At 71.2% G+C, this 22,894-nt stretch carries 20 protein-coding genes; 15 read left to right on the forward strand and 5 right to left on the reverse strand.

The genetic code is table 11. The features are described from left to right. Window positions 1-182: 182 nt before the first annotated feature. Window positions 183-914: a DUF305 domain-containing protein gene (locus KIK06_RS28380; RefSeq protein WP_017598191.1), complete on the reverse strand. Its 732-nt coding sequence runs from the start codon at window positions 912-914 to the stop codon at window positions 183-185. Window positions 915-1,032: 118 nt separating this feature from the next. Here KIK06_RS28380 and KIK06_RS28385 point away from each other — a divergent pair, with 118 nt between their 5' ends. Further along, window positions 1,033-1,887, forward strand: a complete 855-nt coding sequence (locus KIK06_RS28385; RefSeq protein WP_051059131.1) for a DUF3105 domain-containing protein — start codon at window positions 1,033-1,035, stop codon at window positions 1,885-1,887. Window positions 1,888-2,005: 118 nt separating this feature from the next. Here the strand turns inward: KIK06_RS28385 and KIK06_RS28390 are convergent, their stop codons facing one another. Beyond that, window positions 2,006-2,467 carry a DUF3515 domain-containing protein gene (locus KIK06_RS28390; protein ID WP_268645738.1) on the reverse strand — a complete coding sequence of 154 codons (462 nt, stop codon included), beginning with the start codon at window positions 2,465-2,467 and terminating at the stop codon, window positions 2,006-2,008. 27 nt (window positions 2,468-2,494) lie between these two features. Further along, on the reverse strand, window positions 2,495-2,728 hold the full coding sequence (locus KIK06_RS28395) for an Lrp/AsnC family transcriptional regulator (RefSeq protein WP_017598194.1): 234 nt from the start codon (window positions 2,726-2,728) through the stop codon (window positions 2,495-2,497). Window positions 2,729-2,859: 131 nt separating this feature from the next. Between KIK06_RS28395 and KIK06_RS28400 the strand changes: the two genes are divergently transcribed. Both KIK06_RS28400 and KIK06_RS28405 read left to right on the forward strand, forming a co-directional pair. Then, complete coding sequence (locus tag KIK06_RS28400) at window positions 2,860-3,864, forward strand: thiamine-phosphate kinase (protein WP_268645739.1); 1,005 nt, start codon at window positions 2,860-2,862, stop codon at window positions 3,862-3,864. Window positions 3,865-4,068: 204 nt separating this feature from the next. Next, window positions 4,069-4,725 carry a cellulose binding domain-containing protein gene (locus KIK06_RS28405; protein WP_268645740.1) on the forward strand — a complete coding sequence of 219 codons (657 nt, stop codon included), beginning with the start codon at window positions 4,069-4,071 and terminating at the stop codon, window positions 4,723-4,725. A gap of 101 nt (window positions 4,726-4,826) precedes the next feature. Here the strand turns inward: KIK06_RS28405 and rpmB are convergent, their stop codons facing one another. Further along, a complete protein-coding gene (gene rpmB, locus KIK06_RS28410) occupies window positions 4,827-5,012 on the reverse strand; it encodes a 50S ribosomal protein L28 (RefSeq protein ID WP_013151263.1) in 186 nt (61 codons plus the stop codon). A gap of 425 nt (window positions 5,013-5,437) precedes the next feature. Between rpmB and recG the strand changes: the two genes are divergently transcribed. The 10 genes from recG (at window position 5,438) to smc (ending at window position 17,080) form a co-directional block, all read left to right on the forward strand. Then, complete coding sequence (gene recG, locus KIK06_RS28415; RefSeq protein WP_268645741.1) at window positions 5,438-7,639, forward strand: ATP-dependent DNA helicase RecG; 2,202 nt, start codon at window positions 5,438-5,440, stop codon at window positions 7,637-7,639. A gap of 79 nt (window positions 7,640-7,718) precedes the next feature. Next, window positions 7,719-8,300 (forward strand): 16S rRNA (guanine(966)-N(2))-methyltransferase RsmD, encoded by a 582-nt coding sequence (rsmD, locus tag KIK06_RS28420; protein ID WP_017598198.1) that lies wholly within the window; start codon window positions 7,719-7,721, stop codon window positions 8,298-8,300. 304 nt (window positions 8,301-8,604) lie between these two features. After that, window positions 8,605-9,093 carry a pantetheine-phosphate adenylyltransferase gene (gene coaD / locus KIK06_RS28425; RefSeq protein WP_026127532.1) on the forward strand — a complete coding sequence of 163 codons (489 nt, stop codon included), beginning with the start codon at window positions 8,605-8,607 and terminating at the stop codon, window positions 9,091-9,093. A 250-nt stretch (window positions 9,094-9,343) separates the two neighbouring features. Then, complete coding sequence (locus KIK06_RS28430; RefSeq protein ID WP_017598200.1) at window positions 9,344-9,889, forward strand: YceD family protein; 546 nt, start codon at window positions 9,344-9,346, stop codon at window positions 9,887-9,889. A 131-nt stretch (window positions 9,890-10,020) separates the two neighbouring features. Beyond that, window positions 10,021-10,197 carry a 50S ribosomal protein L32 gene (rpmF, locus tag KIK06_RS28435; protein WP_013151268.1) on the forward strand — a complete coding sequence of 59 codons (177 nt, stop codon included), beginning with the start codon at window positions 10,021-10,023 and terminating at the stop codon, window positions 10,195-10,197. 330 nt (window positions 10,198-10,527) lie between these two features. Next, window positions 10,528-11,277: a ribonuclease III gene (rnc, locus tag KIK06_RS28440; protein ID WP_017598201.1), complete on the forward strand. Its 750-nt coding sequence runs from the start codon at window positions 10,528-10,530 to the stop codon at window positions 11,275-11,277. 1 nt (window position 11,278) lies between these two features. Beyond that, window positions 11,279-12,133, forward strand: a complete 855-nt coding sequence (gene mutM, locus KIK06_RS28445; RefSeq protein ID WP_268645742.1) for a bifunctional DNA-formamidopyrimidine glycosylase/DNA-(apurinic or apyrimidinic site) lyase — start codon at window positions 11,279-11,281, stop codon at window positions 12,131-12,133. Between the two features lie 167 nt (window positions 12,134-12,300). Beyond that, on the forward strand, window positions 12,301-12,588 hold the full coding sequence (locus KIK06_RS28450) for an acylphosphatase (protein ID WP_017598203.1): 288 nt from the start codon (window positions 12,301-12,303) through the stop codon (window positions 12,586-12,588). 334 nt (window positions 12,589-12,922) lie between these two features. Next, on the forward strand, window positions 12,923-13,114 hold the full coding sequence (locus KIK06_RS28455) for a hypothetical protein (RefSeq protein ID WP_017598204.1): 192 nt from the start codon (window positions 12,923-12,925) through the stop codon (window positions 13,112-13,114). A 420-nt stretch (window positions 13,115-13,534) separates the two neighbouring features. Beyond that, window positions 13,535-17,080, forward strand: coding sequence for a chromosome segregation protein SMC (gene smc, locus KIK06_RS28460; RefSeq protein WP_268645743.1), 3,546 nt, complete (start codon window positions 13,535-13,537; stop codon window positions 17,078-17,080). 435 nt (window positions 17,081-17,515) lie between these two features. Here smc and KIK06_RS28465 read toward each other — a convergent pair whose 3' ends face one another. Beyond that, on the reverse strand, window positions 17,516-20,167 hold the full coding sequence (locus tag KIK06_RS28465; protein ID WP_268645744.1) for a S8 family serine peptidase: 2,652 nt from the start codon (window positions 20,165-20,167) through the stop codon (window positions 17,516-17,518). Window positions 20,168-20,792: 625 nt separating this feature from the next. On the opposite strand from KIK06_RS28465, the gene KIK06_RS28470 reads away from it, so the two are divergent. Together KIK06_RS28470 and KIK06_RS28475 are read left to right on the forward strand one after the other, a co-directional pair. Further along, window positions 20,793-21,734 (forward strand): ABC transporter substrate-binding protein, encoded by a 942-nt coding sequence (locus tag KIK06_RS28470; protein WP_017598208.1) that lies wholly within the window; start codon window positions 20,793-20,795, stop codon window positions 21,732-21,734. A gap of 102 nt (window positions 21,735-21,836) precedes the next feature. Next, window positions 21,837-22,838 (forward strand): FecCD family ABC transporter permease, encoded by a 1,002-nt coding sequence (locus KIK06_RS28475; RefSeq protein ID WP_268645745.1) that lies wholly within the window; start codon window positions 21,837-21,839, stop codon window positions 22,836-22,838. Window positions 22,839-22,894: the final 56 nt, after the last annotated feature.

Raw genomic sequence — 22,894 nt, forward strand, 5'->3', positions numbered from 1 at the left:
CGCCCCGGGCTGGCGGATGTTCCTATCCCAGGGCTTCTACCTGCATCAACGTGACCGTGAGGGGGGTTGGTCCCCTGCGTGGAGTGGTTGTGGGCACGGGGTCGTGTGGTGTGCGACACCCAGTGTTGGGGAGCGCTCCCATCCCTGGGCGCGCGCCGACTCCGCGGTGCGGAGCGCGCGGCTCAGTCCTCCTCGGTGTCCTCCCCGACGTCCACGCCGCGGTCGGCCAGCATGGCCTCCATCGCCCTGATCTCCTTCTCCTGGGCGTCGGCCATCCCCTGCGCCAGGTCGGTGACGAGCTCCTCGCCGCCGAGCTCCACCTCGACCTCCGCCATGTCGATCCCACCCTCGTGATGGGCGATCATCAGCTCCAGGAAGAGGATCTCGGCGTCCACGCCCTCGGCCTCCCGGAGGGCGTCCATCTCCTCGGGGGTGGCCAGCCCGGGCATCCACTCCGGGACGACGCCCTCACCGGCGCCGTGGTCGTGCTCCGACCCCTCCATCCAGGTCATCGGGGGCTCGGAACCGCGGGAGTTCAGCCCCCACATGGTCAGCCACCCCTGCATGATCCCGATCTGGCCCTGCTGGGTGCGGGCGATGTCGACCGCCATGATCCGCAGTTCCGGGTCCTGGGTCTTGTCCATGATGACGTACGACATGTCCACGGCCTGGGCGTGGTGCGAGCTCATGTCCCGGAGGAACCCGGCGTCGGCGCTGTTGTCCAGTGGGCTGGAGGGGCGTCCCACGAGGTAACCGACCACCAGCGCGAGGGTGACCAGGACCACGGTGATGCCCAGGGGGACGGCCCGTCCCGCCGGGCGGGGGGAGACGTCCGGGCGGTCGCCGTCCGTCCCCTCCGGGGCCTCCTGCGCGCGCGCGGTCTCGTCCGTCGCGCCGTCGGTTCCGTCAGTCACTTCGGCCGAGGTATCGCTTGTGTGTCCCATGGACCCATCCTGGTCGAATCGCGCGGCTGTGGTGTCAAAGTAGAGGATAGATAAGTCCCATACGACCGCATGTGTACCAGGAGGCCCAGTGGCCAAGAAGAAGACGGCGGCTGAGCGGCGCCGTAAAGCAGCGGAGATGCGGGAACAACGGCTCAGACTGGAACGGCGTCGCAAGGTCCTCAACATCGCGGGAGTCAGTACCGCCGCCGCACTGGTTCTGGGTCTGCTCGCCTTCGCGGTCTTCATGGAGATCCGGAGTCGGAACATTCCCGGGATGGAGGAATTCGAGGTCGGTTCCTACGAGCACGTCACCGTGGGCGAGCGGGTCGACTACGAGCAGACCCCCCCGGTCGGAGGCAACCACTGGGCCTACTGGCAGAACTGCGCCGTCTACTCCGAGCCGGTGACACCCGAGCTCGGCGTGCACTCCTTGGAGCACGGCGCGGTGTGGATCAACTACTCGCCCGACCTGGCCCAGGACGAGGTCGACGCCCTGGAGGCCATGTACAGCCCCGGCGACTACCTGCTGATCAGCCCCCACGACGGCGAACCGGGCGCCCCCATCGTCGCCTCCAGCTGGGGTCGCCAGGTCACCGCGGAGACCGCCTCCGACGAGGCCCTCCAGCGGTTCGTCGAGCGCTTCGAACGCGGCACGGACGTCCCCGAGCCCGGTGCCGCCTGCTCGGGCGCGGTGTCGGCGACGGCGACCGTGGTCGAGGCCGGTCTCGAGTCGGGGGACATGAGCTTCCTGGGCGGCGGAGCCCCGATGGACGCCCCCGCCGGTGACGACGCCGCCGACACCGGTTCCGGTGAGCAGGACGCGGCCGACGAACAGGACTCCGAGGGCGACGGCGCCGCTGAGGAGGACGAGGCGGACACCGGTTCCGAGGACGAGGAGACCCGGAACGAGGACGCGGAGGCCTCCGACGCGGCCGAGGAGTAGACCGACTCACCTCACCCCGAACGATCCCCCCGCAGAAGAGAGGGGCCGCCGGTACCGGCGGCCCCTCTTCCGTTCTCGGCCCTCCCGGTGCGCGCCCGCGCGGATCAGGGAGGCGTGGTCACAGTTCCCCCTCGGGAAGGGCGGGGATGTGCTCCTCGACGGCCGTGCTCAGGGCCGTCAGCGCGGCGGCCGGAGGCCCGTGGGCCGACGGCACCGTCAGCTCGACGTAGGCGATGTGGCCTACCGCCACGTACATGGTGGGGTCGTCGGCGGGCAGAGGCAGCCAGGGCACCCCGTTGACCTCTTGGAGGAGGGAGTCGGGAGCCAGCGCCGAGGGTCGGGGGACACCGCAGCGCACACCGATCGGTGGATCGCCCCACGCCGCCGTCAGCTCCGACTCGGGCCGCACGGTCGCGCGTTCGGCGTCCATCAGGGTGTCGGGAAGGGCGGCGACGAACTCCGCGCAGACCTCAGCGGTCGCCTCGTCGACCTCGGGCGGCTCGACGCGCACGGCCTGCGTACCGCAGCCCGCGGCGAGCAGTACGGCCGCGACCGCCGCCCCGGAACGCCGTTTCAACACGTCGGCAACCCCGATCCGCTCGGTGGGTCAGATATTGACGATGGGACACGTCAGGGTACGGGCGATGCCGTCCAGACGCTGAATCCGGGCCACCACCAGGGCGCCCAGTGAGTCGACGTCCTCGGCGCGCGCCTGGACGACCACGTCGTAGGGCCCGGTCACGTCGTGTGCCTCGTCGACGCCCTCGATCTCCCGGATCCGTCCAGCGATCTCGGCGGCCCGCCCGACCTCGGTCTGGATCAGGATGTATGCCTGCACCATGTGAACTCCTTCGTGTGTGCCGGGTGTGAGGTAGAGCGGCCCCGGCCGAGCCGACGGTGCGGCCGATGACGAACAGATGACAAACGTGGGTCTAGACCACCGTTCCGGAGCGTCACCGTACCCTGATCCTTGTGTTGAGCACCATTGGGGGTCTTGGTGAGTTCGCTCTGATCACACGCGTGACGAGCAAATTCCCCGCGACGCAAGATGTAATCCTCGGTCCCGGCGACGACGCTGCGGTCGTCGCCGCACCCGACGGCAGGACGGTCGCCACCACGGACATGCTGGTGGAAGGGCGTCACTTCCGGCGGGAGTGGTCGTCGGGCCGCGACGTCGGGCACCGCGCGGTGGCGCAGAACTTCGCCGACGTCGCGGCCATGGGCGCCCGGCCCACCGGGTTGCTCATCGGCTTCGCCGCCCCGCCCGACCTGCCCGTTTCCTGGGTGGAGGAGTTCGCCGCCGGGGTGCGTGACGAGTGCGCCCTCGCGGGTGGGGCCGTCGTGGGAGGGGACACGGTGGCGTCCGACACACTGACCGTCGCGATCACCGCGCTCGGTGACCTCCAGGGGCGCGCGCCGGTCCGGCGCGACGGTGCCCGCCCCGGCGACGTCGTGGCCTACTCCGGCCACCTCGGCCTGTCGGCGGCGGGGCTCGCGCTGCTGGAGGCGGGGGTCGACGGGCCCGAGGAGTGCCTGTCCGAACACCGTCGGCCGAGCCCGCCCTACGCCGAGGGCGCGGTCGCGGCGAAGGCGGGGGCCACGGCCATGCTCGACGTGAGTGACGGTCTCGCCCAGGACCTCGGGCACGTCTGCCGGGCCAGTGGTGTCCGCGTCGACCTGGACCCCTCGGCTCTGCGGCCTGAACCCGCGCTCCTGGCGGCGGTCCGCGCCCTGGGCACGGCTCCGGCGGACGCCGAACGCGTCGCCCGGGAGCTCATGGTCGGCGGTGGTGAGGACCACGCCCTGGCCGCCACGTTCCCGCCGGACGTCGACCTTCCGGAGCACTGGATCGGGGTGGGCGCCGTCCACGGCCCGGAGTGGGCTCCGCACGATGGTGGGGAACCGTCGGACGCACCGGTCACCGTGGGCGGACGGCCACCGGAACGGCTCGGTTGGGATCATTTCCGGAAGGAGTGAGCGAAGACCGGGATTTGTCCCGTTTGGCGATCGCGCTAGGCTGATCCAACGCGGCTCGCGCCGCCCGCCGGGCGGCCCGCCCGTCCTCGTGGAGCGCGAAGAGCCCCGGAACGTTCATGTGCGCCGTCCCCCGGCACGGAAGGTCCGCGATCGGCGACCGTCCGGCGCGGTGGACGGAGACGGAGCATCGTCGAGAGGCGGTTTATGGGCCGGCACGTGTCGCGGAACGACTCCCGACGCGGTGTCCACCGCAGTGAGCGGGAGGACGCCGGCGCGCTGCGGCGGATCGGCGGCTTCCTGGAGAGCACCGTCCCCAAGCGTGTCGAACCCCCGCGCCTGATCAACGTCCTGGTCGTGTCCGGCGTCATCCTGGGGCTGCTGCTGTTCGGCTACAGCACGACCCAGATCTACCTCCAGTTCGGGGGATCGCCGGGCGCGACGGAGGCCCCCGGCGCGCAGAACGGGCTCCACCCCAGCAACGACGCCTCGCCGGACCAGGAGCACGAGGGATCCTCCGCCGGCGACCGCGAGGAGGAGGTCCAGGCGGGCGTGGAGCCCACCACGGTCGTCTACGAGGTCGTCGACACCACCGACACGGGGTTCACCGCGCGGGTCACCGTCACCAACACCTCCAGGGTGACGCTGGACGCCTGGGAACTGGCGCTGGCCTTCGACTCCGCCGAGATCACCGAGGTGCGCGACGCCGACTGGGAGCCGTTCGCGGACGGGATCCTCGCACGCCAACCCGGGGACCAGGAGGACCTCACCCCCGGCGACTCCGCGACACTCGAACTCGACGCCCTCGGCCCCGTCCAGTCCCCCGTGCGTTGCTCGCTGAACGGCCACGTCTGCTCCCTGTGACCCGACCGGACCCGCGGCCAGGACCTCGAAGGCCCCGGGCACGGCGAAGGCCCCCCGATGAGGTATCGGAGGGCCTTCGTCGAATCCAGAGGGCTGGAACCCTAGCGGGTCACCTTGCCGGCCTTGATGCACGAGGTGCAGGCGTTCACGCGCTTGGGCGTGCCGCCCACGCGGGTGCGAACGGTCTGGATGTTGGGGTTCCAGCGGCGGCGGGTGCGACGGTGCGAGTGGGAAACACTGTTACCGAACCCTGGTCCCTTGCCGCAGACGTCGCAGACGGAAGCCACGGTAACTCCATTCAAGCGCTCGGGATCGCGCACGTCGCCGCACGCGAAGGGTCGACCGACCGGGGTCGGCCGGGTGGACAGGCTGGCGCGGACGCCAACCGTGGAAGAGTACACGAAGGACGTGGTCGGACGCGGATTCGTACCGCAGACCGGTGTCCGTACTCGACGTGGTGGAGACGGTGCGGCCGAAGCCCTCGCACCCCCACCGGGGCATCGCATCCACCACGCGGGCATGGCGAAAAGGCGATGAACTCCGACGAGTATACCCCGGTTGGGAGGGGCCGGACGCCCACTCCTCCACCGCCCTCGACGGACGGTCGTCGATCGCGGCGTTCCCCCCTCGGCCGTCCTCGTCCCGCCGTCCGCGTCGCACGCTGCCACTACGGTGACGTTGAGCAGAGCGATCAGGCGGGGGACGGGACACAGTGAGCACCTGGGACGAACCGCTGCGCGTGGCCCTCGGGGGCTCCGCGCGGGCCTTCAAGGACAAACTCGGACTGCACACTCTCGGCGACCTGGTGCGGTACTACCCGCGCCGATACGACCGCCGGGGGGACCTGACCGACCTCGCCGGGCTGCGCGAGGGAGAGGACGTCACCGTGCAGGCACGGGTGCTGGACGCCAAACGCCGTACCGTGCCCGCCCGCCAGGGCCGCCGCCGTATGGACATGATGGAGGCCACCGTCACCGACGGCACCGGCCGCCTGCACCTGACCTTCTTCAACAGGGGCGCCTACCACCAGAACTCGCTCGTCCCAGGACGACTCGCACTGTTCTCAGGACGGGTCTCCTCCTACCGCGGGCGCCGCCAGCTCGACCACCCCGAGTACCAGCTCATCGACGAGGACGGCAGCGAGGGCGACCGCGCCCGCGCCTACGCCGAGGAACTCATCCCGATCTACCCGGCCGTGAAGGGGCTGGACTCGTCCCGGATCGCGCTGGGGATGGACCTGGCCCTGGCCCGAGCCGCCGATCTGCCCGATCCGCTCCCGCCCGAGGTGCGCGCACGCCACCACCTGGCCGGTGTACGCGACGCCCTCGAGCGGATCCACCGCCCGTCGGAGTGGTCGGACGTGGGGACCGCGCGCCGCCGACTCAAGTGGGACGAGGCGTTCGTCCTCCAGCTGGCCCTGGCCCAGCGCCGCCGCCTGGCCGAGGAGTTGCCCGCCACACCGCGCCCGGGCACCGAGGGCGGCATCCTCGACGCCTTCGACGCCGAACTGCCCTTCGCCCTCACCGACGGGCAGCGGGAGGTCGGCGCGCGGCTCGAACAACGGCTGAACGCCTCCCACCCCATGCACTGCCTGCTCCAGGGCGACGTCGGCGCGGGCAAGACCCTGGTCGCGCTGCGCGCCATGCTCAGGGTGGTCGACTCCGGCGGCCAGGCCGTGCTGCTGGCGCCCACGGAGGTTCTCGCGCAGCAGCACCACCGGTCGATCAGCGCGATGCTCGGACCGCTGGCCCGCGCCGGCCAGATCGACGGGGCGGAGAACGCCACCCGTGTGGCGCTCCTCACGGGGTCGATGAACACGGCCGCGCGCCGCGAGGCCCTGCTCGACGCCGCCTCCGGCGCGGCCGGGATCGTCGTGGGCACGCACGCCCTCCTCCAAGAGCACGTCTCCTTCGCCGACCTGGGCCTGGTCGTGGTGGACGAGCAGCACAGGTTCGGTGTGGAACAGCGCGACGCGCTGCGGGAGAAGGCCGCCGACGGGCGGCCACACGTGCTTGTGATGACCGCCACCCCGATCCCGCGCACGGTCGCGATGACCGTCTACGGAGACCTCGACGTGGTCGCGCTCACCCAACTGCCCACCGGGCGCGCGGGGGTGTCCACGCATGTCGTTCCGGCCAAGGAGAAACCGCACTTCCTCACCCGCGCGTGGGAGCGGATTCTCGAGGAGGCCGCCCAGGGGCGCCAGGCGTTCGTGGTCTGCCCCCGGATCGGCGACGACGCCGGGGAAGGCGCCGACGAGGAGGTCGACGGTGACCAGGACGGGGAGGCCCCCGGGGCCCGGCCGCCGCTGGCCGTGCTGGACGTCGCGGCGCGCCTGGCCGGGGGGCCGCTGGCGGACCTGTCGGTGGAGGCGTTGCACGGGCGGATGAGTCCCGACGACAAGGACGCGGTCATGCGCCGCTTCTCGGAGGGCCGGACCGACGTGGTGGTCTCCACGACCGTCATCGAGGTGGGCGTCGACGTTCCCAACGCCACCGTGATGGTCATCATGGACGCCGACCGCTTCGGCGTCTCCCAGCTGCACCAGCTGCGCGGCCGGGTGGGGCGCGGCACGCTCCCGGGGCTGTGTCTGCTGGTCACGGACGCGGAGGAGGGTTCCCCGGCGAGGGAGCGGTTGGGAGCCGTGGCGGCGACGACGGACGGGTTCGAGCTGTCCCGGGTCGACCTGGAGATGCGCAGGGAGGGCGACGTCCTGGGCGACTCCCAGTCCGGGGCCCGTTCCTCGCTGCGCGTGCTCACCCTGCTCAAGGACGAGGAGCTGATCGGGGAGGCGCGTGAGGAGGCCACGGCCTACGTCGAGGGCGACCCCGAACTGACCGCCTACCCGCCGCTGGCGGAGGCGTTGGCGGAGCTGCTGCCCGAGGAACGGGCGGAGTACCTCGACAAGGCCTGAGTCGTGTTCATACGTGCTCACGGGTTCGCACGGGGCGCGGTCGGGCGGCCGTGGTCGGGACACGCCCTAACGTGGAGCCATGACCCGCATCATCGCCGGAACGGCCGGCGGACGGCGTATCGCCGCGCCCGACGGCCGCACCACCCGACCCACCAGCGACAGGGCGCGCGAGGCCCTGTTCGCCTCCGTCCAGTCCGACCTCGGCGCCCTGGACGGGCTTCGGGTCATGGACCTGTATGCGGGGTCTGGGGCGATCGGACTGGAGGCGTTGTCCCGGGGCGCCGGGCACGCGCTGCTCGTCGAGGCCGACCGGAAGGCGGCACGGGTCGTTCAGGACAACATTCGTACGCTGGGGCTGCCCGGAGCCCGCATGGTGGCCGACCGGGTGGAGCGGGTGGTCGCCGCGGCCAACCCGGGGGAGCCCTTCGACCTCGTGGTGGCCGATCCGCCCTACGCCGTCGGCGACGAGGAGGTCGCCGGAGTGCTCGCCGACCTCGCACGGAACGGGTGGCTGGCCGAGGACGCGGTGGTCGTGGTCGAGCGTTCCAAGCGCGGGGCGGAACCGACCTGGCCGCCGGGGCTGGAGCGCGACCGCAAGCGCGGGTACGGGGAAGCGGTGCTCTGGTACGCCCGCCCGTCGCCCTCCACCACCCTCAACTGACGGCCTCCGGCCGCGGTGCCTTCGTGCCCGTCGCCCTCCACCACCCTCAACTGACGGCCTCCGGCCGCGGTGCCTTCGTGCCCGTCGCCCTCCACCACCCTCAACTGAGAGCCTGCGGCGTGCCTCCCCATGGGCGGGGTCGGTTGGGGTAGAAAACGGGCAGAAGGTCCGCTTCGGGGCACGTGCGCGCGGAGGCGGCGAGTCGGCGCGCGTGGTCACTATGCGGGTGTTGCCCGAATCGCCGCGAGAGGCAACCCCTACGATCGCGGTACCCGAGAGTAACTCCTGAGAGGGGCGATCCACCGTGCGCCGAGTCGTCTGTCCGGGATCCTTCGACCCGGTGACCTTCGGACACATCGACATCATCGGGCGTGCCGCCAAGCAGTACGACGAGGTCGTGGCGGCCGTCCTCAACAACGTCAACAAGCGCGGCCTGTTCACCGTCCCCGAGAAGCTGGACATGCTCAGGGCGAGCACCGCTGACCTCGACAACGTTCGGGTCAGTGAGTTCGACGGGCTCCTCGTCGACTTCTGCCGGGCCAACGGCATCGAGACCATCGTCCGCAGCCTGCGCTCGGTCAGTGACTTCGACTACGAACTCCAGATCGCGCAGATGAACTTCCGGCTCTCCGGTGTGGAGACCGTGTTCATGACCGCCAACCCCCAGTACTCGTTCCTGTCCTCCAGCCTGGTGCGCGAGATCGCCCAGCACGGCGGTGACGTCTCCAGCCTGGTGACGCCCTACGTCCAGGGGCGCCTGCGGGACAAGTACGAGGAGCGGGCGGGGGCCTGACCAGCGTCTGCGCCGGGCCGTCGGCACGCTTCGGCCTCCCCGGCCCCGGGTTCCGGCGGCTGATTTGGGTGGTCGGGCCCATGGTAGGTAGAATCTGGGTTTGACCCCGGGCGTCGCCGTCATTGGCGTGCGCGCGGGCTGGTCACGCCGCACCCGTCGTCTTCCTCGACGCGTCCCGCGTGTCCGGCATCTGACGGCCTCTCGTGAAAGCGCGATTACCCTGTCTCGTCCAGAACCCCGTGACCCGTTCGTGGTCGACACCCGCCAGCTGGGCCGCCAGCCGGGGTCGATGCGAACCGTCAACCGCATCGTGACCGTGCCGGAGACCTTCTCCGGGGCGATGGCGAGCGTGCCCGAGGGGAGCGAGGTCGAGCTCGATCTCCGACTGGAGGCGGTGATGGAGGGCGTCCTCGTCACCGGCACCGTCAGCGGTCAGCTCACCGCCGAGTGCTCGCGCTGCCTCGACCCCCTGTCGGACGGCCTGGAAGCCGGCTTCCAGGAGCTGTACCGGTACCCCGGCGACGATGACGAGTCCGCCCTGACCGGTGAGGACGCGGACGACGAGGATGAGGACTACTATCTAGAGGGCGATTTGCTCGACCTCGGACCGGTGGTCAGGGACGCCGTCGTGCTCGCGCTCCCGCTCTCACCGCTGTGCGGACCGGACTGTCCCGGCCTGTGCGCGGCGTGCGGCGTCAGACTCGCCGAGGCCGGTCCCGACCACAGCCACGGCGAGCGCGTCGACCCACGCTGGGAGGCTCTCCGCGCCATCGCGGAGGATCCCGGAGAACGATGAGCTCGTGAACCGGTCACGGGGGCGCCCGCCCGGTGCCCCCGTCGAACGGAGCACACCCTCCCCGCCGTAGCGCGCGGGGTGACCAGATAAGCGACCTCCCGCGACCGCGGGGGTGACCCAGGAGGATTGAAGTGGCCGTCCCGAAGCGGAAGATGTCGCGGAGCAACACCCGGACCCGCCGTTCCCAGTGGAAGGCGTCGCGCCCGGTGCTGGTCAACTGCCCGCGCTGCCGTGACCCGAAGCAGCCCCACATCGCGTGCCCGACCTGCGGCACCTACAACAACCGTCAGGTCACCAACCCGGCGTAACGCACTCGTGTCAGGCTTCGGGTCCCAAGCCCGATTCCCGATTCGCCTCGGGGCGGACCCGCACGCCGGGTCCGCCCCGACGTGCTGTCACAGGGAAGTCGTAGCGTGAGTGACCCGCCCCTGTGTGGGCAGTAGACAACCAGAACCGCACAAGCACCCACCCGTGATCCGGGCTCACTCGGGTTCCCGAGTTCGTGGTGGCTGCCGGGGGAGTACCGATCCCGCGACGGTCACCTCGTGTTCGAGCGCCCCTGCCGGGCCGAGGATCCACACCCGACCGCAGGTCGCGCGCCCTCACGGGGGCGCTTCAGAACAGGGAAGTGAACTCGCGTGGCAAGCCAACTCTCCGTCTCCGAGGCCAGGGCGTTCCACAAGGCGATCGGCGTCGAGGTCGATCCCAAGATCCTGCTTCGCGCCCTGACCCACCGCTCCTACGCCTACGAGAAGGGCGGTCTGCCCACGAACGAGCGACTGGAGTTCCTCGGTGACTCCGTGCTCGGCCTGGTGGTGACCGACACCCTCTTTCGCAAGCACCCCGACCTGCCCGAGGGCCAGCTGGCCAAGCTGCGGGCCGCCGTCGTCAACATGCGCGCCCTCGCCGACGTGGCCCGCGGCCTGGGCATCGGGGCCTACATCCGTCTCGGTCGCGGTGAGGAGGGCACCGGCGGGCGCGACAAGTCCTCCATCCTGGCCGACACCCTCGAAGCCATCATCGGCGCCGTGTACCTCGACCGGGGGCTGGACGTGGCCTCCGAGTTCGTGCACCGCCTCTTCGACCCCCTCATCGCCACCGCCTCCGGCCTGGGCGCCGGGCTGGACTGGAAGACCTCCCTCCAGGAGCTGACCGCCGCCGAGATGCTCGGTGTGCCCGAGTACCACGTCGACGAGAGCGGCCCCGACCACCAGAAGACCTTCCGCGCCACCGTCCGCGTCGCGGGGGAGAGCTACGGCCTGGGTGAGGGGCGCAGCAAGAAGGAGGCCGAGCAGCAGGCCGCCGAGTCCGCGTGGAAGGCCATCCGCGCGCGGGCCGACGCCGCCGCCGAGTCCCAGACGTCCGCCAAGAGCCAGAACCGGAGCTGAGGTGCCCGAACTCCCCGAGGTCGAGGTCGTGCGCCGCGGCCTGGCCACCCACGCGCTGGGCCGGACCGTGAGCGCCGTCGAGGTCCTGCATCCCAGGTCCGTGCGCCGCCATGTCCCCGGCGCCGCCGACTTCACGGCCCGCCTGGAGGGGCGCGTGCCGACGGCCGCGCGTCGCCGCGGCAAGTACCTGTGGCTGTCCCTGGACAGCGGAGAGATGCTGCTGACCCACCTGGGCATGAGCGGTCAGATGCTCGTCCAGCCGCAGGGCAAGCCCGACGAGAGGCACCTGCGGGTCAGACTCCCCCTGTCGGACGGTCAGGAACTGCGGTTCGTCGACCAGCGCACCTTCGGCCACCTGCTGGTCGACACCCCGGGGGAGCGGGACGACGTCCCGGCCTCGGTCGACCACATCGCGCTGGATCCCCTGGACCCCGTCTTCGCCCCGGAGGCCTTCGTGCGCGCCCTGCGCGCGCGGCGCACCGAGGTCAAGCGGGCCCTGCTCGACCAGTCGCTGATCAGCGGCGTGGGCAACATCTACGCCGACGAGGCGCTCTGGCGCTCCCGGCTGCACTGGTCCCGGTCCACCCAGGGGCTGTCCTCCGCGCGGGCGACCGAGCTCCTGGGACACGTGCGCGACGTCATGAACGAGGCGCTGGCGGTGGGTGGGACCACCTTCGACGGGTTGTACGTCAACGTCAACGGGGAGAGCGGCTACTTCGAGCGAGGCCTGAACGCCTACGGGCGCGAGGACCGGCCGTGCGGGCGCTGCGGTGCCCCGATCATCCGCGAGGCGTTCATGAACCGCTCCTCGTTCAGCTGCCCGCGCTGCCAGCGGGCCCCGAGAACCCGTCGCTGAGCCGTGTTCGCCTTGCTCCCCGCCCTTCGGCGGCGCCGCCGGTGCGCACTCCCTCTCTCGTCGGAGCCCGCACCACGCCCCTCCGGAGCCGCCGGAACGGAGGGGACAGGAAGGTCGGGCGTGTCGGTGAGCAAACTGTCTCCGTGAGGTAAGGGAAGGTGCAGCGAGTGGAGAACCACGAGGAGCCCGTCCGGCTGACCGCCTGGGTGCGCGGCCGGGTCCAAGGGGTGGGTTTTCGCTGGTGGGCGCGGTCTCGGGCGCTCGAACTGGGGCTGAGCGGGGCCGCGACCAACCTCGCCGACGGCCGGGTCGAGGTGGTCGCCGAGGGGCCGCGAGGCGATTGCGAACGGCTTCTGGGGCACCTCAGAGGCGGCCGGACGCCCGGTCATGTGGACTCCGTGGTGGAACGTTGGTCCTCTCCTGGGGGCGCGTTCACCGGATTCATCGAGCGATGAGTATGCTTGTTGCGTAACGTGATCCGGACCGTCTCGCGGCGGCCCCAAGGAGACTGCGGTGGGGCGCTGGTCCACTCGGCGCACACCTGCGGGTGTGCGGCGCCGGGGGTGGGCGTGTTCGGATCGCGGGACCTCACGTGCCCAGGTCGCTCCGGCCCGGGGTGTGGTCGTTACCGACTGTTGTAATCCAATCTTGACCAGCGGCGCGCGGAGTGAGACTCTGGAAGGCACATCGCGCAATCTTCCACCCGTGGAAACGGCTCGTCAGCCGAGTGTCTTCGGGGTGTCGTGTGCGCGTTTTACCACTGGTCACTCAGTGTGGAGGACCCACATCATGGCGAAGGCTCTGTTTGGCCACGTCGGCGGCTCCGACCCTCGTATGGTTCAGGAGATGCGACGGCTCCAGAATCGAGTACGCGACCTTGAGGCCGAGGTCAGCCGCCTCCAGGCGCGCAACGACCAGCTCAGCATGGCAGTCTCCGACGTCGCCGTCAGTGCGACGGACCGCGAGCCCGCGCTCGCCTAACCCGCGTCGTCGACCCACCGGGTGCACACCCGGGCGACCGCGCGACACGTGAACCACGGACGGGACGCCGTATGCAGCACCTCAGGCGTCCCTGACGGGAGTTCCGCCAGCCGCTCCGCGGTCCGTTCGACCCAGCGGTCCGACCATCCAGAACCCTCCGCCGCAGACTCTCTTTCCTTTTCCTTGCGGCATTATTTACCGTTGTACCCGGCGAACACCGTCACAACCCTTCGTGTTCGCCGGAACTCCCCCGGCTCGACCGTGGCCCACCTCATCGGGCCGGTCGGCGCGAACCGCGCACGTCACCACCGTCTTCGTGGCACCCTTGGATGATGCCGTGCGGAGCCCCACGTCACAGCGGGCGCCGACGTCGTAGGTGAGTGGCCCGCGTGGGCCCGGTGGCCGGTGTGGGAGGTGTGGGTGTACCTGAAGAACCTGACGCTGCGCGGCTTCAAGTCGTTCGCGTCGGCCACCACCCTGCGTTTCGAACCCGGGATCACCTGCGTGGTGGGCCCCAACGGCTCGGGCAAGTCCAACGTCGTCGACGCCCTCTCCTGGGTGATGGGCGAACAGGGCGCCAAGTCCCTGCGCGGCGGCAAGATGGAGGACGTGATCTTCGCGGGCACCTCCACCCGCCAGGCCCTCGGCCGCGCCGAGGTCAGCCTCACCATCGACAACACCGACGGTGCCCTGCCGATCGACTACACCGAGGTCACCATCCGGCGGACGATGTTCCGCAACGGGGGTTCGGAGTACGCGATCAACGGCGACACCTGCCGCCTGCTCGACATCCAGGACCTGCTCAGCGACTCCGGCATCGGCCGCGAGATGCACGTCATCGTCGGCCAGGGACAGCTCGACACCGTCCTGCACGCCGGACCGGAGGAGCGTCGGGCGCTCATCGAGGAGGCCGCGGGCATCCTCAAGCACCGCAAGCGCAAAGAGAAGGCGATCCGCAAGCTCAACGCGATGCAGGGCAACCTGGACCGGGTCACCGACCTCACCGCGGAGCTGCGCCGCCAGCTCAAGCCCCTCGGGCGCCAGGCCGAGCTGGCCAGGCGCGCCGCCGTCATCCAGGCCGACCTCCGCGACGCCAGGCTCCGACTCCTCGCCGACGACATCGTCACCCTCACCGACCAACTGGCCAAGGAGGAGGCGGACGAGAAGGAGGTCCTCGAACGCCGAGCCGCGGCCGAGGCCAGCCTCACCCAGGCCCAGGAGCGCGAGACCGCCCTGGAGACCCAGGCCGCCGAGGCCGCCCCGGTCCTGGCCCGCGCCTCGGAGACTTACCACGCGCTCTCCCGCCTCGCCGAACGACTGGATGCCGTCCGAGGGCTGGCCAACGAGCGCCACCGCAACCTCGTCGCCGTCACCGACGACCCCGTGAGCCGCCGCGACCCCGAGGAACTGGAGATGGAGGCCGAGGAGGCCGCCGCCCAGGAGGAGGAGCTGCTCACCCGGCTGGAGGAGGCCCGGGAGGCCCTGGAGGTCTGCGTCGAGGAACGGACCTGCGCCGAGGACGCCCTGTACCGCGAGGAGAAGCGGCTGGAGGCCGCCACCCGTGCCTCCGCCGAGCGCCGTGAGGGCATCGTACGCCTGGGCGCGCGCGTGGAGAGCCTGCGCGGTCGGCTCGGTGAGGGGGAGGCCGAGATCGCGCGGTTGGAGGAGGCCGCCCGGCAGGCCGCCGAGCGTGCGGCCCGGGCCCAGACCGAGTACGAGATGGCGGCCGAGGAGTCCGCGGGTCTGGACGAGGGTGACGCCGAGATCGACACCGCCCAGGAGCGGACCGCGCGGCTGCTGTCGGCGGTCGAGGCCGAGCTCAACGAGCTTCGCGACGCCGAACGCGCGGCGGAGCGGGAGCGGTCCGCGCTCGCCGCCCGGAAGGAGGCACTCGAACTCGGGCTCGCGCACAAGGACGGCGCGGGCACCCTGTTGGAGGCCGCCCCGGACGGCCTGCTCGGCAGCCTGGCCGCGCTCGTCCAGGTGGACCCCGGCCAGGAGACCGCCGTCGCCGCCGCCTTCGGACTGGCGGCCGGTGCCGTGGCCGTGGCGTCCCCGGAATCGGCCGCGGACGCCGTCCGCCTGCTCAGGGAGCGGGACGCGGGCCGCGCCGGGATCGTGGTCGCGGGCGCGGTGCCGGCTCCGCCCCGGCAGGAGTGGCCCGCCCTTCCGGAGGGGGCGCGCTACGCCGTCGACGCGGTGGTCGCCCCCGACCACCTGCGCGGGTCCGTCACAGCCCTGCTCGACCGGACCGCCCTGGCCAGCGACGCCGACCACGCCCGACTCCTGGTCGACACCGTCCCCGGAGTCCGTGCGGTCACACCGGACGGCGATGTGTTCGGCGCGGCGCTCGTCCACGGGGGCTCCGCGGCCGCGCCCAGCCTCTTGGAGGTCCAGGCCGCGGTGGATGAGGCGGCCGAGCGCCTGGAGACGGCCACCGAGACCGCCAAGCGCGCCGCCGCGGACCTGGAGGCCAAGAAGCGCGAACGCGCCGAACTGGCCGAGGGCGCCGAGGAGCTCACCGCCCGCCGCAGGCAGAGCGACCGCAAACGCAACGAGTCCGCTCAGCGCCTGGGCAAACTCGCCGGTCAGGCGCGGTCCGCTGAGGCGGAGGCCGAGCGCTACGCCGCGGCCGCGGCCAAGGCGACCACCTCTCGGGGCGAGGACGCGGACAAGCTCGACCGTCTGGAGGAGGAACTGGCCGAGGCCGAGGAGATGGCCGCCTCCATCGAGGAGGACGCCCCTGAGCCCGAGACCCGTGACGCGCTCTCCACCCAGGCCTCCCGAGCCCGTGCCACGGAGATGGAGCGGCGCCTGGCGGTGCGCACCGCCGAGGAGCGTGCGCGCTCCGTCGCCGGGCGGGCCGAGGCCCTGCGTGCCCAGGCCGCTGAGGAGCGCCGCGCCGTGGAGCGGGCCGCCGAGCGCAGGAGGACCCGCGCCGCCCAGGCCACTATCGCGGAGGCGGTCGCGGAGAGCGCCCGCCTGGCCCTGGAACGGATCCGGGTGTCCCTGGCCGCCGCCGAGACCGAGCGGACCGCGGCCGAGGCGGCGAAGGAGGCACGCGACGCCGAACTGCGGACGGTGCGGGCCCGGGTGCGGGAGCTGTCGGTCGAGTTGGAGAAGCTCACCAGCTCGGCGCACAGCGGAGAGGTGGCTCGGGCCGAACGGCGGATGCGTCTGGAGCAGTTCGAGACCAAGGCCGTGGAGGAGATGGGCGTGGACGTGGCCACGCTCGTGGCCGAGTACGGGCCGAAGGTGCCGGTACCACCGCCCGCTGACGCCGCCGAGGACGCCGAACCGGCGCCGTACGTGCGCGATGTGCAGGTCAAGCGAGCCCGGAGCGCGGAGCGTCAGCTCAACCAGCTGGGCAAGATCAACCCGTTGGCGTTGGAGGAGTTCGCGGCGCTGGAGGAGCGGCACGCGTTCCTCAACGCGCAGCTGGAGGATCTGAAGCAGACCCGTCGGGACCTGCTGGAGATCGTGCAGGAGGTGGACGCGCGGGTACAGGAGGTCTTCTCCTCCGCCTACCTCGATGTGGAGCGCGAGTTCGCCGCGATCTTCGGCCGCCTGTTCCCGGGCGGCGAGGGGCGGCTGCTGCTGACCGAACCCGAGGACATGCTGACCACCGGTATCGAGGTGGAGGCCCGTCCCCCGGGCAAGAAGGTCAAGCGGTTGTCGCTGCTGTCGGGCGGCGAGCGGTCGCTGACGGCGGTGGCGTTCCTGGCCGCGATCTTCAAGGCGCGGCCGTCGCCGTTCTACGTCATGGACGAGGTCGAGGCCGCGCTGGACGACACCAACCTCCAGCGGCTGCTGGTGATCTTCGAGGAGCTGCGGGAGTCGTCCCAGCTCATCGTGATCACCCACCAGAAACGCACCATGGAGGCGGCCGACGCCCTCTACGGCGTCACGATGCAGGGGGACGGCATCTCCCAGGTGATCAGCCAGAAGCTCGACCGCCCGGCCTGATCGAAGGTTTGGGCGCTCGGCTCCGCGATCGCGCGGAGTTCAGGCCCGTCATCGCCCCTCTCCCCTTCCGCATGGTCGGGACCGTGTGCCTCGTGTGGCTCTTGGGCACCTCGTTCACCGGACTCCGGTCGCCTTCGGGGCTGACGGGGACGTGCGCGCCGGTGCTGGTTGCCGGGAGCGGGGGCCACGAGGGCCTGTGCCGACACCGGGATCCACAGGCTGGCGTGGGTCCTGATCGTCGCGACCCCGACGTCGGCCGCCCCGGCTGTCACCGTCGGGCGCCGGTCGTGCGGGAAAGAGGAAAGGGAAGGGGCCGCCCCCCGTGGAGGACGGCCCCGAAGGGCCCAACGCCTGTGCTTGGAACGGTCACCTCAGGGGGTCGCCGTTCGGGCGCCCGGACACGGTCCGAAGCGGCAGGACCAGAACGAACACGCTCTAGCCCCGGTCGATGGTGATGACCGGCGACGTCCAGGTCTCCCAGTGGTCGGGGTTGTCCTCGTCGCCCAGGGCCTTGAGCGCGCGGACCTCCAGGCGGTAGTCACCGTCCCGGACCTCGCGGGCCCGGTGCTCGTCGCTGACCGTCCCGTCCCAGACGTAGGAGAAGAACGCCGTGGACGTCTCGTTGCGTCCGACGTTGGTCACGTCCACCGCCACGTTGCGGCGCGGGTGCACCGGGCGGCCGGTGCGCTCGCTGATGACGCGCATCTCCAACCGTGTCACGTGGTGGTCGAAGTGCGCGATGACGTACGGGTAGTCGGGCAGGCCGTCGACCCAGCTCATGGAGTAGGTCGCGCCGTCCGGCTGATGGGCGAAGCTGCCGCCGTTGGACGCGGCGCAGTCCAGGCCGTTGAACACCTCGCACTCGGTGATCCGGGTCAGCCAGGGCAGCTCCTGCACGTTGCCGTCCCCGTCGGTGATCGGGGTCATGGCGTCGATCTCCTGGTAGTCACCGGCATAGGCCGCGTACGGGACCCGGAAGGTCTCGCCGTCGACCTGGGTGACGGTGACGTACCCGCCGTAGAGCAGCTGGTCGAGTTCGGAGGCGGGCGGGGTGATGGTCACCTCGACCTCCACCGACTCGCCCGCACCGACGGTCACCGTGTCGGCGTCGAAGGCCACGTCGGCGAAGGCGTCGTTGAAGGAGGGGGTGAAGGTGCTGCCGTGCGTGCCGAGGGCCGCCTCGTGGCTGAGCTCGTAGGTGGCCTCGGTGTCGCCGTCGTTGGTGATGGTGACGGTCTCGGTCACCGCCTCCTGGGTCTCACCCGGAGCCAGCTTGCCCGGGGCGACGGTCGTCGTGGCGAGGACGGCGCCGGGGACGTCCACCATGCCCGCGCCCTGCCGGTGGACGTTGTCGAGGAAGCCGAGGTCGGGGTTGCCCCACCACGCCTTGGGGTCGGCGCTGTTCTGGAGGACGGTGCGCACCTCGTCGGCGGCCAGTCCGGGACGGGCCTGGAGGAGCTGCGCGACGGCGCCCGCGACGTGCGGTGAGGACATGGACGTGCCGCTGATGGTGGCGTACCCGCCCTGGTCCATCGGGTAGGTGGAGTTGATCAGGCCGCCGGGTGCGCCGATGTCGGGCTTCAGGTCCAGGTCGGGCGACATGCCGTAGGAGCTGAACGAGCTGATCAGGCCGCCGGTCGGGTTGGGGGTGCTGACGGTCTCCTCGGTCCAGGTGAGGGTGACCGGTTCGGAACCCTCCAGGAGCCCGGTCAGGTGGGCGCCCGCCTCGTCGGAGATCCCGATGGAGAACGCGCCCCGGTCGGTGATGCCGCCCCCGGCGAACATGCCGGGCACGTTGTTGTAGATGACGACGCCGGTGGCGCCCGCGTCCAGCGCGGTGTCGTACTTCTCCGCGAAGGTGCAGTTCCCGCGCACGATCAGCGCGGTCTTGCCCGCGGGGTCACCCTCCAGGGTGTCGCCCAGGGATGTGCAGGCGCGGCCGATGTAGACGAGCTCGTCGGTCTCACCCTCGGTGGGCGGCGCGGCGGCGCTGCCCATCTCCATGAAGGGAAGTGCCTCACCGCTCGGGTTGGCGACCACGGACGCCGCGCGGATGTGGGTGTTGTCGTAGGCGGCCACCCCGATCACGTTCTCGCCCAGGCCGGGGGCGCCGGCCGAGTACAGCCCGGTGTCGCCCGAGTTGCCGATCGAGGCGACGACCACCATGCCCTCGTCGACGAGGTTGTCGGAGGCGACGGCGGTCGGGTAACCGGGCCAGCTGTGGGAGGAGCCGATGCTCATGTTGAGCACGTCCATGTCGTCGGCCAGGGCCCGCTCCATGGCGGCGATCATGATGTCGGCCGTGGTGGACCCGGTGCAGCCGAACACCTTGTAGGCGCCGAACTCCACGTCGGGTGCCACACCGGTGACCTGTCCCTCGGCTCCGATGATCCCGGCCACGTGCGTGCCGTGTCCGTTGCAGTCCTGCGGGTCCTCGTCGGGGACGGGGGTGCTGGTGGGGTCGGCGGCGTTGAAGTCGTCACCGACGAAGTCGTGGCCGGTGACGATGCGGTCGTTCGGGAAGCCGCCCGGGCCGCCGAGATCGGGGTGGGTGTAGTCGATACCCGTGTCCATGACGGCGACGCGCAGGCCCTCGCCGGTCAGGCCGAGTTCGTTCTGGCCGATGTCGGCGCCGGTCATGCTCAGCGCGGTGTCCATGTCGGGTTCGGACCGGTCCGGTTCGGGGGCCTCGTAGCGCATGACCGGGTAGATGGCGTTCACTCCGGGGATCTCCCGGGCCGCGCCGACCTGGGCGTCGTCCATCTCGACCGAGAAACCGTTCCACAGTTCGCCGAACGCGTGCCGTTCCTCGTACGCCAGGCCGTACTCCTCGGCCTCGGCGCGGAACCGGCGCTGTTCGCCCTCGACGGCGGCCTCGGAGTTGCCCTCGGCCTGGGAGGGGCCCTCCAGTTCGATGAACCACAGGTCTTCGGCCTGGTGGGTCATCTCGCCGTTCTCGGCGCTGGGGGCCGGGTGGAGGGGGGCGAGCTCCGATCCTTCGTCGGCACTGGCGGGGGCGGCTGTGACGAGTCCCGCTATCAGGGTCAGCCCGGCGAGCGACGCCAGGTGCGAGCGGTGGGATACCACCTTGTCAACACATCCCTTCTCGGTGCGCCGCGGAACACGGGGGGAACGGACCATCCGCACGGTGACGGATTGGCGTGTACCGAGGGATAGCCCGTGGAGTGTCCGTTATCGGTTTTTCGACGCACATAGCACCGAGATCATTGCCGTGAGTCATAAAAGTGTCAATGTTCTCCGAGACTCGATTTGGCCACACGAGGGAATGAATTGAACTAGCAGCACTATTTTTCTCAAAGATCAACAAATCGGACAGGCAAGGCTTTTATTAATCAAACCGACAAAAGGGGTGCAGGTCACCCTCGGGCTGTGATGGAGTCGGTCTGCCGGTCCCGTTCCACGTCAGGGGAGGGTGGAAAAACGGGACTCTAGGTACTGAACAGGGACGAAAAGCTCACGAGTACAGTGGTGGAGTCGGGTCACCGTTGGTGCCCCGGCGGTGTGGATCGAGCGAAGTCCGGTCACGCGGCCCCCGGCCGCCCAATCCGGTGCTGTCCCGCAACTGTGAGGCCCCGCCCGCGCGGGGACGAGCCAGGTCGCCTCGTCCGCACCGACGAACCGTCCTCGTGGGAAGGACAGGCCGTCCCCCGTGGGCCGTGCTCCCCTTCCCCCTGCCCGACCAAGGAGCACAGTGCGGATCGCACGCAGACTTCCCCTCGCACTCCTCGGCGCCACGCTCGCCCTCACCGCGTGCGGCGGCCCGGCCCCCGAGACCGACCAGGACACCGCGCCGGCCGGTGACGGCGCCTTCCCGGTCACCCTGACCGACGCGCTCGGCGAGGTCACCCTCGACGCGGCCCCGGAGCGCATCGTCTCCCTGTCGCCCAGCCACACCGAGATGCTCTTCGCCATCGGCGCGGGCGACCTGGTCGAGGCGGCCGACGAGTACTCCAACTACCCGGCGGAGGCGCCCACCACCGACCTCAGCGGGTTCACCCCCAGTGTCGAGGCGATCGTCGAGTACGACCCCGACCTGGTCATCCTGGCCCGTAGCGCCGAGGAGACCGTCCCGCAGCTGGAGGCCGTCGACGTCCCGGTCCTGACCGTGGACGCCGCCACCGGCATGGAGGACGTCTACGACCAGATCCGCCTGCTCGGCGACGCCACCGGTATGTCCGAGGAGGCCGACGCCGAGGCCGAGCGTGTCGAGACCGAGTTCAACGAGGTCGTCGAGAACGTGCGAGCCGAGGTCGGCGACACCGAGCTCACCTTCTACCAGGAGCTCGACGACACCCTCTACTCGGCCACCTCCGACACCTTCGTCGGCCAGATCTACTCCTCCTTCGGTCTGGTCAACATCGCCGACGAGGCCGACGACGGCACCGCGGGCGGCTACCCGCAGCTGTCCCAGGAGTTCGTCGTCGAGCAGAACCCGGACCTGATCTTCCTGTCCTACGCGGGTGAGGACGCCGTCGGCGCGGTCACCGAGCGGCCCGCGTTCGACACGGTCACCGCGGTCCGGAACGACGCCGTCATCCAGCTCGACGCGGACGTCGCCTCCCGCTGGGGCCCGCGCGTGGTCGACTTCGCCGAGGCGGTCGGCGCGGCGGTCACCGAGAACGCCGGCGCCTAGGTGAGCGGCGAGGCCGAGCCGGAGGCGTCCGCGGGTGGCGGGCGTCGGCCGAGGGTGTCCCGCCCCGTCGCGGGGCGGCCCCTCGGACTCCCGCTCGGGTGGATGGCGGGCGGTCTGGCGCTGCTCGTCGCCTCGGTCCTCCTCGGGGTCACGGCGGGCGCGGCGGACATCTCCGCGGCCGACATCGTCCGCCACCTGCTCAGTCTCGCCTCCCCGGAGGCCGAGAGCCCGCTGACCGACCGGCAGGTGGCGCTGCTGGTCGAACTCCGCCTGCCCCGGGTGGTCATGGGCGTCGTCGTCGGCGCGCTCCTGGCCACCGCGGGCGGCGCCTACCAGGGGGTGTTCCGCAACCCCCTGGCCGACCCGTACCTGCTCGGCGCCGCCGCGGGCGCGGGGCTCGGTGCGACGCTCGCCATCGTCTTCGGTCAGGAGCTGACCGACACGCCCCGAGCACTGGTCCCCGTGGCGGCCTTCGTCGGCGCCCTGCTGGGCGTGGCGGCGGCCTACACACTCGGGTCGGCCGCGGGCGGGGGCGGGACCGCCTCCCTCGTTCTCGCGGGTGTGGCGGTGTCGTCGTTCCTGTCCGCCGCCCAGACGCTCACCCAACAGATCGGCGGGGACAAACTGCTGCGGATCTTCTCCTGGCTGCTCGGCGGGCTGGGGCGCGGCGGATGGGACGACGTCCGACTGGTCGCCCCGTACGCGGTGGTCTCCCTGATCGTCCTGCTCCTGTGCGGCTACCTGCTGGACATGCTCGCCCTGGGCGACGAGAAGGCGGTGAGCCTCGGGCTCAACCCGGGGGCGGTGCGCATCGTCGTCATCAGTGCGGCGTCGCTGGCCACGGCCGCCGCCGTGGCGGTGAGCGGATTGATCGGCTTCGTCGGCATCGTCGTCCCGCACGTCGTACGCCGCCTCGTCGGCTCCAACTACCGGGCGATCCTCCCGGTGACCGTGTTCCTCGGCGGGGCGTTCATGGTCCTGGTCGACATCGTCGCCCGCACGGTGGTGGCTCCGGCGGAGCTGCCCCTCGGCGTGGTCACGGCCTTCCTCGGCGCGCCCTTCTTCCTCGTCATCCTGCGCACCACCCGCCACAGAACCACCTGACGCGCCCCGCCGGAGGGAGGCCCGGCGACCACCGCGGACGCTCTGTAATACTGAGT

This window comes from Nocardiopsis sp. EMB25 (genome assembly GCF_026797795.1).
Classification (GTDB): domain Bacteria; phylum Actinomycetota; class Actinomycetes; order Streptosporangiales; family Streptosporangiaceae; genus Nocardiopsis; species Nocardiopsis lucentensis.

Excerpts from the sequence above, each read along its gene's own strand:
- KIK06_RS28395 (WP_017598194.1), bottom strand. The coding sequence starts at position 2,728 with ATGGTGCAGGCATACATCCTGATCCAGACCGAGGTCGGGCGGGCCGCC.
- KIK06_RS28405 (WP_268645740.1), top strand. The coding sequence starts at position 4,069 with ATGGGCCGGCACGTGTCGCGGAACGACTCCCGACGCGGTGTCCACCGC.
- rsmD (WP_017598198.1), top strand. The coding sequence starts at position 7,719 with ATGACCCGCATCATCGCCGGAACGGCCGGCGGACGGCGTATCGCCGCG.
- KIK06_RS28455 (WP_017598204.1), top strand. The coding sequence starts at position 12,923 with ATGGCGAAGGCTCTGTTTGGCCACGTCGGCGGCTCCGACCCTCGTATG.
- KIK06_RS28475 (WP_268645745.1), top strand. The coding sequence starts at position 21,837 with ATGGCGGGCGGTCTGGCGCTGCTCGTCGCCTCGGTCCTCCTCGGGGTC.